Below are 7,488 nucleotides of genomic sequence, written 5' to 3' on the forward strand. Positions count from 1 at the left end.
TTCGAAGGATCGACCGCCAGCCAGCCGGAGAGTTTTGCCGCCAGCCAGTCGCTGATCATGGTGATGGTGGCGGCATTGCGGTAGATATCCGGGCGATGGTGCGCCAGCCACAGCAGGCGGGGCATGGCGCTCAACGCCAGCGTCTGGCCGGAAACGTCATACACTTCCGATTCGAAACGGTAATCATGGATCTCTTTAAGCTCCGCCACCTCATGGCTGGCGCGGGCGTCAACGTTGGCGCAGGCCCAGATGGCGTCGCCGTTGCGATCGTAAAGCACGATACCTTCGCGCATCGAACAGCAGGCGATCGAGGCAATATCCGCCCCGCTAAGCTGCGCCCGATCGAGCGCCTGGCGGATGCACTGGCAGGCCAGCCGCCAGTTGGTGTCGAGATCGAACTCCATCGAGCCGGGGACATTCTCCACGCTCAGGTGCTTCCATTCCGCCTGGCCGACGGCGATTTGCCGCCCGCTCAGGTCGAAGATCACGGCACGAATGCTGCCAGTCCCTGCATCTAACGCTAAAAGGTAACTCATGGGCTTGCCTCGCTGTTATCCACGCAGCGCGGCAAGCGGCGCGTTATTGCGCCAGCGCCAGGACCGCGCGTGCTGTCGTCTCTTCCGTCACTAGGCCATTAATAAGGCGACCTTTCAGTGCGGCGTAAATCGCATCTGCTTTTTCTACTCCGCCAGCCGCGCCAATGATGGTGGGCAGCTGCGCCAGTTCATCCAGGGTGACGCCAAGCAGTTCACGGTGGATCTCCAGCCCTTCCACCCGCTGGCCGTCCGCCTGCAGGAAGTAACCCAGAATGTCGCCTACCGCCCCTTTGCGGGCGAACATCAGTTGTTCCCCCTCGCTGATATAGCCCGAGCGCAAAATGGTGGCGTCGCGTTTCTGATTCACCGATCCGATGCCCACCACCGCCACGTCGGCGGCGGTCGCGGCGAGGATCACATCCCGCACGCTGGATTCGCGTTTTAATATCTCCGCCACCTCCGGCGACGAAACGCGCAGCGGGGCGGGGATCATGCTGACGCTACAGGCGGCGTCAAGCTGACCAATGCCGGTCATATAGGGGCCAACCCCGCCGGAGAGCGTCACCAGCCGAATCTGCTGCGAGCTGATAAAGCCGCTCAGGTGCTGCAAACAGCTCATAGTGGTTTCGCCAAAGCCCACCGCCAGCAATTGCCCCGGCTCCAGCACCCCCATCAATGACTGCGCGGCGCCGATACCCAGCCGCACGCTCATCGGTGGGGTATTGAGGGCGGGCAGCACGCGGGCGATACGCAGGCCGAAAGCCTGTTGCAGCTCGGTTTCCAGCGCCAGGCACCCTTCATAACGCGAGTTGATCTGCACGCGTATCACCCCGGACTGTCGCCCCTTCTCCAGCAGTCGTGAAATCTTGAGCCGGGGCAGGCCAAGGCGCTCGCCAATGTCGTTTTGCGTCAGCCCGTCGTGGTAGTAGCACCAGGCGACGCGGGCCACTAACTCCTCTTCCGCCAGCGCCAGACCCGCAAAGCGTCCTTCTTCGATTCGTTTTTCGCTCATAACTGAACTCTTATAAAAATTTAGATCATATGTTCGCGCTTGCCGCGGATGAAAATGTGAGCAGCCCGGCAAAACAGATCTTTTAACGCGGCCTTTGCATTTAGAAGATCCAAATGCATAAAACTGTGATCGTTGCACGGTTGTAAATATAGTTCACCGTCTACGCTTTTGAACATTATTGAATCAAAAAATCATTTGTTCAATAGCGGGGCCAGAATGAATTCACTGATAGAAGCGCGGGGCATCAATAAACAGTTTTCAGGCGTACCTGTCCTGAAAGGCATTGATTTCACGCTCTGCGCAGGCCAGGTGCATGCGCTGATGGGGGGCAACGGCGCGGGTAAATCGACGCTGATGAAAATTATCGCCGGGGTGGAGACACCGGATAGCGGTGAACTGTTCATTAACGGCAGAGCCTTTGCGCGCCTGAAACCCGGCCTGGCGCACCAGATGGGGATTTACCTGGTGCCGCAGGAGCCGATGCTCTTTCCCAACCTTACCGTGCGGGAAAACATCCTTTTTCGCCTGCCTAAGAGCGCGAAACAGGAGGCCATGCTGGCGGAAAAGCTCCAGCAGCTTAACTGCCAGCTCAATTTGCAGGCCGCCGCCAGCACGCTGGAGGTGGCGGACCAGCAGATGGTGGAGATCCTGCGCGGTCTGATGCGCGACGCGAAGATCCTCATTCTGGATGAGCCTACCGCCTCATTGACGCCCGGCGAAACCGATCGCCTGTTCCGCCAGATCCGCGCCATGCAGGCGCTGGGAGTGGGGATTGTTTTTATCTCGCATAAATTGCCGGAGATCCGGGCGCTTGCCAGCCATGTCTCGGTGATGCGCGACGGGGCGGTGGTGCTGAGCGGCGAAATTGAAGGCTTCGATGATAACGCCCTGATTGCCGCCATGACCCCCGCCAGCCGGGAGCGCGGCTTAAGCGATACGCAAAAACTGTGGCTGGCGCTGCCGGGCAACCGCCGCACCCAGCCGCAGGATTTCCCGGTGCTGCGGGTGGACGACCTGACCGGAGAAGGCTTTATCGATTTAAGCCTCGAAATTCATGCCGGTGAAATCGTCGGGCTGGCCGGGCTGGTGGGCTCCGGCCGCACTGAGTTTGCCGAGACGCTCTACGGGCTGCGCCCGGTACGCGCCGGACGGATCTGGCTGGAGAACCGCGAGATCGGCGGCGATGCCATTCAGGCCAGGCTGGCGCGCGGGCTGGTCTATCTGCCGGAAGACCGGCAGGTCTCCGGGCTGTTTCTGGACGCGCCCGTGCGCTGGAACACCGTCGCCCTTAACGAACCCTCACTCTGGCAGCAGCGCAAGCGGGAGGAGGCGGTAGTAGAGCGTTACCACCGGGCGCTCGGCATCAAGCTGAATCATGCGGATCAGATTGTGCGCACCCTGTCGGGGGGCAATCAGCAGAAAGTGCTGCTGGCCCGCTGCATGGAGGCCAACCCGCTGCTGTTAATTGTGGATGAACCGACGCGCGGCGTGGACGTGGCGGCGCGGGCGGATATTTATCAGCTGATCAAGAGCGTGGCGGCGCAAAACGTCGCGGTGCTGATGATCTCAAGCGATCTGGATGAGTTCCCCGGTCTTGCGGACCGCGTGCTGGTGATGCACCAGGGGCGGCTCAGCGGAGAGCTCCCACGCCATGCGGTCAGCGTTGACCGGATGATGACGCTGGCATTCGGCGGAGGACAGGCATGAAAACGTTACTGAAAAACCGCGAGCTGAGCGCCTTTCTGGCGATCCTCGCCCTGTTTATTGTGCTGGTGGCGCTGAACCCGTCGTTTTTCAGCCTGCAGACGGTGGGCATGATCTTCGCCAGCAGCCAGATCCTGATGCTGCTGGCGCTAGGGGCGACGCTGGTGATGCTGACCCGCAACATTGATGTGTCGGTCGGCTCGACCGTGGGCCTGTGCGCCATTGCCGTGGGCGTGGCCCTTAACAGCGGCTACAGCCTGCCGGTGGCGATTGCGTTTTCGCTGGCTATCGGCGCGCTGGCGGGAGCGTTTAATGGCGTGCTGGTGGTGGCGCTTAAGATCCCGGCGATCGTCGCCACGCTGGGTACGCTGGGCCTCTATCGCGGCGCGATGCTGCTGTGGACCGACGGCAAATGGATCGAAGGGCTGCCCGCCAGCCTGAAAGCACTGTCGGTGCCGGGGATGACCGGCCTTTCGCCGCTGGGCTGGCTGGTGCTGCTGCTGCTGGCGGCGGGAAGCTGGACGCTGGCGCGTACCGCTGTCGGGCGCGACTTCTATGCGGTGGGGGATAACCTTGCCGCGGCCCGCCAGCTTGGGGTGGCGGTCAACCGCACGCGGATGGTCGCCTTTACCCTCAACGGCATGCTGGCGGCCTGCGCCGGGATTGTTTTCGCCGCGCAAATTGGCTTTGTGCCTAACCAGACCGGCAGCGGGCTGGAGATGAAAGCCATCGCCGCCTGCGTGCTGGGCGGTATCTCGCTGCTGGGCGGCACCGGCACGCTGGTGGGCGCCTTTCTCGGCGCGTTCTTCCTGACCCAAATCGACACCGTACTGGTGCTGTTCAAACTGCCCGCGTGGTGGAACGACTTTATCGCCGGGCTGGTGCTGCTGGGCGTGCTGGTGCTGGATGGCCGCCTGCGTCAGGCGCTGGCCCGCCATCAGCGCCAGCTCAAGTACAGCCGTTTTATGCCCGGCAATAAGGGGGGCAAGAACGTCGCCTCCTTCACGAAACGTAAAAACAGAGAGGTGGCGTAAATGAAGCTCAACTGGGAATTCGCGCTGCTGCTGTTACTGGTGCTGGAGATCCTGCTTTTCGGCGCGCTCAACCCGCGGATGCTGGATATCAATATGCTGCTGTTCAGCACCAGCGACTTTATCTGCATCGGCATTGTGGCGCTGCCGCTTACGCTTGTGATCATCAGCGGCGGGATTGATATCTCGCTGGGCTCCACCATCGGTCTGTGCGCCATTGCGCTGGGGGTGATGATGCAGGCGGGCTGGCCAATGAGTCTGGCGATTGCGCTGACGCTGCTGCTGGGCCTGCTGTGCGGGCTGTTTAACGCCGCGCTGATTCACTACACCGGCATCAGCCCGCTGGTGATTACGCTCGGCACCCTCTACCTCTACGGCGGCGGGGCGCTGCTGCTCTCCGGCATGGCGGGCGCGACCGGCTACGAAGGGATTGGCGGCTTCCCGGACAGCTTTACCGCCTTCGCCAACCTGACGCTGCTGGGGCTGCCGGTGCCGCTGGTGCTGTTTGCCCTTATCACCCTCTTTTTCTGGCTGCTGACCCACCGCGCCCGTTTTGGCCGCCACCTCTTTTTACTGGGACAGAACCCGCGGGCGGCGCGTTACGCGGCGCTGTCGGTCAACGGCATGCCCTATGCCCTTTATGGCCTGGTGGGCGTGGCGTCGGCCATCGCCGCGCTGGTGCTGGTCTCCTATTTTGGCTCTGCGCGTTCGGATCTCGGGCGCGATTTGCTGATGCCCGCATTAACCGCTGCCGTGCTGGGCGGCGCCAATATCTATGGCGGTTCGGGTTCGGTGCTGGGTACTGCGCTGGCGGCGTTGCTGGTGGGGTATCTGCAGCAGGGGTTACAGATGGTCGGCATCCCCAACCAGGTGTCGAGCGCGTTGTCCGGTGCGCTGTTAGTGGTGGTGGTGATGGGGCGTTCGCTGAGTCTGCATCGTGAGTGGGTGCGTACGGCCTGGCGGCGGCTTTTCTCGCAGAAAACAATCGGAGCATAACAATGAAGACAAAACAGTACCTGCAACTCAGCGTCATGGCGCTGGCGATGAGCGTGGCAACCGCTCAGGCCGCCGACCGCATCGCCTTTATTCCCAAACTGGTTGGCGTGGGCTTCTTTACCAGCGGCGGCAACGGCGCGAAAGAGGCGGGCAAAGATCTGGGGGTGGATGTCACCTATGACGGCCCGACTGAACCGAGCGTCTCCGGCCAGGTGCAGCTGATCAACAACTTCGTCAACCAGGGCTATAACGCGATTATCGTCTCCGCCGTGTCGCCTGACGGGCTCTGCCCGGCGCTGAAGCGGGCGATGCAGCGCGGCGTGAAGGTGCTCACCTGGGATTCCGACACCAAGCCGGAGTGCCGCAGCATCTATATCAACCAGGGAACGCCGGAACAGCTGGGCGGCCTGCTGGTGGAGATGGCGGGCAAACAGGTCAGCAAACCCAATGCCAAAGTGGCGTTTTTCTACTCCAGCCCAACGGTGACCGACCAGAACCAGTGGGTGAAAGAGGCGAAAGCCAAAATCGAGAAAGATCATCCCCAGTGGCAGGTGGTGACCACCCAGTTTGGCTATAACGACGCCACCAAATCATTACAGACCGCCGAGGGGATCTTAAAAGCGTACCCGGATCTGGACGCGATTATCGCCCCGGACGCCAACGCGCTGCCCGCTGCGGCGCAGGCGGCAGAGAACCTTAAGCGCGAGGGCGTCGCAATTGTCGGTTTCAGTACGCCGAATGTGATGCGCCCCTACGTGGAGCGCGGCACGGTAAAAGCCTTCGGCCTGTGGGATGTGGTGCAGCAGGGGCGGATCGCGGTGAACGTGGCCAGCCAGCTGTTGAAGAAAGGCGATCTGAACGTGGGCGACAGCGTGGAGGTGAAAGATATCGGCACGCTGAAAGTCGAGCCTAACAGCGTCCAGGGCTATCAGTATGAGGCGAAAGGCAACGGTATTGTGCTGCTGCCGGAGCGGGTGGTGTTCACCAAAGAGAACATTGGAAAATACGATTTCTGACGGGAGGAACAATGGCGGATTTAGATGATATCAAAGACGGCAAGGATTTTGGCCTCGACCGGCCGCAGCAGAACGCGCCCTATACGCTGAAAGGGTGCGGCGCGCTGGACTGGGGAATGCAGTCGCGCCTGTCGCGCATCTTCAACCCGAAGAGCAACCGCACAGTGATGCTGGCCTTTGACCACGGCTATTTTCAGGGGCCGACCACCGGGCTTGAGCGTATCGACCTGTCGATTGCGCCGCTGTTCGCCGAAACCGACGTGCTGATGTGCACGCGGGGCATTCTGCGCAGCACCGTTCCCCCTGCCACAAACAGGCCGGTGGTACTGCGGGCCTCCGGCGGCAACTCGATTCTGACCGAGCTATCCAACGAGTGCGTGGCGGTGGCGATGGAAGACGCGCTGCGGCTCAACGTCTGTGCGGTGGCCGCGCAGGTCTATATCGGCAGCGAGCATGAGCATCAGTCGATTAATAATATTATTAAGCTGGTGGATGCCGGAAACCGTTACGGAATGCCGACGCTTGCCGTCACCGGCGTCGGCAAAGAGATGGCCCGCGACGCCCGTTATTTCTCGCTGGCCAGCCGTATTGCCGCCGAGATGGGGGCGCAGTTCGTCAAAACCTACTTCGTGGAGGAGGGGTTCGAGAAGGTAACCGCCAGCTGCCCGGTGCCGATCGTTATCGCCGGGGGCAAAAAGTTACCGGAGCAGGAGGCGTTAGAGATGTGTTTTCGCGCCATCGACCAGGGGGCGTCCGGGGTGGACATGGGCCGGAATATCTTCCAGTCCAGCGCGCCGCTCGCCATGCTGAAAGCGGTGAAAAAAGTGGTACATGAGAATATGAGCGCCCGCGAGGCGTATCAGTTCTGGCAGGAAGAGAAACAGGGAGAGCAGCAATGAATGTGACGCTGGTGGAAATTAATATCAAACCGGACAAGGTAGAGGAGTTCCTGGAGGTGTTTCGCGCCAACCACGAAGGGGCGGTACAGGAGCCGGGGAATCTGCGTTTTGACGTGTTGCAGGACCCGGAGGTCAAAACCCGTTTTCTGATTTATGAAGCCTATCAGGATGACGAAGCGGTGCTGGCGCATAAAAAAACGCCCCATTATCTGGCCTGCGTAGAGAAGCTGGAGGCGTTAATGTCGCAGCCGCGCAAAAAGCAGACCTTTGTGGGGCTGATGCCAGAAATGTGAG

The 7,488-nt window shown here is 61.0% G+C and carries 8 protein-coding genes; 6 read left to right on the top strand and 2 right to left on the bottom strand.

The window, feature by feature from the left end; translation table 11 throughout:
- Together ENTHG_RS11415 and lsrR are read right to left on the bottom strand one after the other, a co-directional pair.
- Positions 1–536: FGGY family carbohydrate kinase (locus ENTHG_RS11415; RefSeq protein ID WP_044179784.1), on the bottom strand; the 536-nt coding region annotated here is incomplete at its 3' end.
- Between the two features lie 43 nt (positions 537–579).
- Positions 580–1,548 (bottom strand): transcriptional regulator LsrR, encoded by a 969-nt coding sequence (gene lsrR / locus ENTHG_RS11420; protein WP_044179786.1) that lies wholly within the window; start codon positions 1,546–1,548, stop codon positions 580–582.
- A gap of 216 nt (positions 1,549–1,764) precedes the next feature.
- On the opposite strand from lsrR, the gene lsrA reads away from it, so the two are divergent.
- The 6 genes from lsrA to lsrG are packed head-to-tail and all read left to right on the top strand — an operon-like array spanning position 1,765 to position 7,487.
- Positions 1,765–3,255, top strand: coding sequence for an autoinducer 2 ABC transporter ATP-binding protein LsrA (gene lsrA / locus ENTHG_RS11425; protein ID WP_044179789.1), 1,491 nt, complete (start codon positions 1,765–1,767; stop codon positions 3,253–3,255).
- Positions 3,252–4,286 (top strand): autoinducer 2 ABC transporter permease LsrC, encoded by a 1,035-nt coding sequence (gene lsrC, locus ENTHG_RS11430; protein ID WP_044179791.1) that lies wholly within the window; start codon positions 3,252–3,254, stop codon positions 4,284–4,286. Before lsrA ends, lsrC begins: the two co-directional genes overlap by 4 nt.
- Positions 4,287–5,279, top strand: a complete 993-nt coding sequence (lsrD, locus tag ENTHG_RS11435) for an autoinducer 2 ABC transporter permease LsrD (RefSeq protein ID WP_044179793.1) — start codon at positions 4,287–4,289, stop codon at positions 5,277–5,279.
- 2 nt (positions 5,280–5,281) lie between these two features.
- Positions 5,282–6,295: an autoinducer 2 ABC transporter substrate-binding protein LsrB gene (gene lsrB / locus ENTHG_RS11440; RefSeq protein WP_044179795.1), complete on the top strand. Its 1,014-nt coding sequence runs from the start codon at positions 5,282–5,284 to the stop codon at positions 6,293–6,295.
- 11 nt (positions 6,296–6,306) lie between these two features.
- On the top strand, positions 6,307–7,194 hold the full coding sequence (gene lsrF / locus ENTHG_RS11445; protein ID WP_044179797.1) for a 3-hydroxy-5-phosphonooxypentane-2,4-dione thiolase: 888 nt from the start codon (positions 6,307–6,309) through the stop codon (positions 7,192–7,194).
- Positions 7,191–7,487 (top strand): (4S)-4-hydroxy-5-phosphonooxypentane-2,3-dione isomerase, encoded by a 297-nt coding sequence (gene lsrG, locus ENTHG_RS11450; protein WP_044179798.1) that lies wholly within the window; start codon positions 7,191–7,193, stop codon positions 7,485–7,487. The genes lsrF and lsrG overlap by 4 nt, the downstream gene beginning before the upstream one ends.
- The last annotated feature ends 1 nt before the right edge of the window (position 7,488 follow it).

The sequence above is a fragment of the Phytobacter massiliensis JC163 genome (assembly GCF_000321045.1).
Lineage (GTDB): Bacteria > Pseudomonadota > Gammaproteobacteria > Enterobacterales > Enterobacteriaceae > Phytobacter_A > Phytobacter_A massiliensis.

What these genes read in the sequence shown, in the direction of transcription:
- lsrR (WP_044179786.1), bottom strand. Translation starts at nt 1,548, where the DNA reads ATGAGCGAAAAACGAATCGAAGAAGGACGCTTTGCGGGTCTGGCGCTG.
- lsrA (WP_044179789.1), top strand. Translation starts at nt 1,765, where the DNA reads ATGAATTCACTGATAGAAGCGCGGGGCATCAATAAACAGTTTTCAGGC.
- lsrC (WP_044179791.1), top strand. Translation starts at nt 3,252, where the DNA reads ATGAAAACGTTACTGAAAAACCGCGAGCTGAGCGCCTTTCTGGCGATC.
- lsrD (WP_044179793.1), top strand. Translation starts at nt 4,287, where the DNA reads ATGAAGCTCAACTGGGAATTCGCGCTGCTGCTGTTACTGGTGCTGGAG.
- lsrB (WP_044179795.1), top strand. Translation starts at nt 5,282, where the DNA reads ATGAAGACAAAACAGTACCTGCAACTCAGCGTCATGGCGCTGGCGATG.
- lsrF (WP_044179797.1), top strand. Translation starts at nt 6,307, where the DNA reads ATGGCGGATTTAGATGATATCAAAGACGGCAAGGATTTTGGCCTCGAC.
- lsrG (WP_044179798.1), top strand. Translation starts at nt 7,191, where the DNA reads ATGAATGTGACGCTGGTGGAAATTAATATCAAACCGGACAAGGTAGAG.